Annotated in this window: 2 rRNA genes; both read left to right on the forward strand. The window is 52.3% G+C overall.

Annotated elements, in window-relative coordinates:
* Window positions 1–407, forward strand: a 16S ribosomal RNA gene (locus F1381_RS27790); the annotation flags it as partial.
* Window positions 408–715: 308 nt separating this feature from the next.
* Window positions 716–2,271 (forward strand): 23S ribosomal RNA (locus F1381_RS27795); the annotation flags it as partial.

Genomic DNA, 2,271 nt, shown 5'->3' on the forward strand with positions numbered 1-2,271 from the left:
GCTGGGCACTCTAGAGTGACTGCCGGTGACAAACCGGAGGAAGGTGGGGATGACGTCAAATCATCATGCCCCTTATGACCTGGGCTACACACGTACTACAATGGCCGGTACAAAGGGAAGCGAAGGAGCGATCCGGAGCCAATCCCAGCAAAGCCGGTCTCAGTTCGGATTGCAGGCTGCAACTCGCCTGCATGAAGTCGGAATTGCTAGTAATCGCGGATCAGCATGCCGCGGTGAATACGTTCCCGGGTCTTGTACACACCGCCCGTCACACCACGAGAGTTTACAACACCCGAAGTCGGTGGGGTAACCCGCAAGGGAGCCAGCCGCCGAAGGTGGGGTAGATGATTGGGGTGAAGTCGTAACAAGGTAGCCGTATCGGAAGGTGCGGCTGGATCACCTCCTTTCTATGGAGAATCGTTCTCTGCGATGAGAACATTCAAATCTTAAATCTAGCCAGGTCGGCTAGTTACTCACTCGTTGCTCAGTTTTGAGAGTTCAACTCTCAAGCATATTGCTTCCAGAACTTGCTTGTACTCAAGAAGGCTGGAACGTGGTATGATATTCTTCCGGTGATAAACCGGAGAACTTGATCCTTGAAAACTGGATACCGAAACGAATTTGCGTTTTAGAACATTCCTTTAAGCTGAACTTGTGTCAAAGCAAGTGAAGATCTAAAGTAGATGGTTTGATATTTTCCTAACGGAAAAATCATGGTTAAGCTACTAAGAGCACACGGAGGATGCCTAGGCGCCAGGAGCCGACGAAGGACGTGGCGAACAACGAAACTGCCTCGGGGAGCTGTAAGCAAGCTTTGATCCGGGGGTGTCCGAATGGGGAAACCCGGCTGTGGTAATACGCAGTCACTCATGCCTGAATACATAGGGCATGAAGAGGCAGACCAGGGGAACTGAAACATCTAAGTACCCTGAGGAAGAGAAAACAATAGTGATTCCGTCAGTAGCGGCGAGCGAACGCGGAACAGCCTAAACCAGGGAGCTTGCTCCTTGGGGTTGTGGGACGTCTCACATGGAGTTACAAAGGAATAGCGTAGGCGAAGAGGTCTGGAAAGGCCCGCGATAGAGGTAAAAGCCCTGTAGCCGAAATGTTATTCTCTCCGAGACGGATCCCGAGTAGTGCGGGGCACGTGAAACCCCGTATGAATCCGGCAGGACCATCTGTCAAGGCTAAATACTACCTGGCGACCGATAGTGAAACAGTACCGTGAGGGAAAGGTGAAAAGCACCCCGGAAGGGGAGTGAAATAGTACCTGAAACCGTGTGCTTACAAGAAGTCAGAGCCCTCTTTATGGGTGATGGCGTGCCTTTTGTAGAATGAACCGGCGAGTTACGTTTAACATGCAAGGTTAAGCCGAGAAGGCGGAGCCGCAGCGAAAGCGAGTCTGAATAGGGCGATTGAGTATGTGGACGTAGACCCGAAACCGTGTGATCTACCCCTGTCCAGGGTGAAGGTGCGGTAACACGCACTGGAGGCCCGAACCCACGTACGTTGAAAAGTGCGGGGATGAGGTGGGGGTAGCGGAGAAATTCCAATCGAACTCGGAGATAGCTGGTTCTCCCCGAAATAGCTTTAGGGCTAGCCTCGGTGAATGGAGTGGTGGAGGTAGAGCACTGATTGGGTGCGGGGCCCGCAAGGGTTACCAAGCTCAGTCAAACTCCGAATGCCATTAACTTCTTGCCGGGAGTCAGACAGTGAGTGCTAAGATCCATTGTCAAAAGGGAAACAGCCCAGACCATCAGCTAAGGTCCCCAAGTGTGTGTTAAGTGGGAAAGGATGTGGAGTTGCACAGACAACCAGGATGTTGGCTTAGAAGCAGCCACCATTGAAAGAGTGCGTAATAGCTCACTGGTCGAGTGACTCTGCGCCGAAAATGTAACGGGGCTAAACACACCACCGAAGCTATGGCTTGATGCTTTGCATCAGGGGTAGGGGAGCGTTGTATGTGGGTTGAAGGTGTACCGTAAGGAGCGCTGGACAGCATACAAGTGAGAATGCCGGTATGAGTAACGAAAAGATCAGTGAGAATCTGATCCGCCGAAAGCCCAAGGTTTCCTGAGGAAGGCTCGTCCGCTCAGGGTAAGTCGGGACCTAAGGCGAGGCCGACAGGCGTAGTCGAAGGACAACAGTTTGAAATTACTGTACCACCGTAATCCGCTATGAGCGATGGGGTGACGCAGGAGGGTAGTGACGCGGACTGATGGATGTCCGTCTAAGCAGTGAGGCTGATGTGTAGGCAAATCCGCACATCGT

Origin of the sequence: Paenibacillus tengchongensis, from assembly GCF_008973665.1 — a bacterium.
In the GTDB taxonomy this organism is placed as follows: Bacteria; Bacillota; Bacilli; order Paenibacillales; family Paenibacillaceae; genus Paenibacillus_AQ; species Paenibacillus_AQ tengchongensis.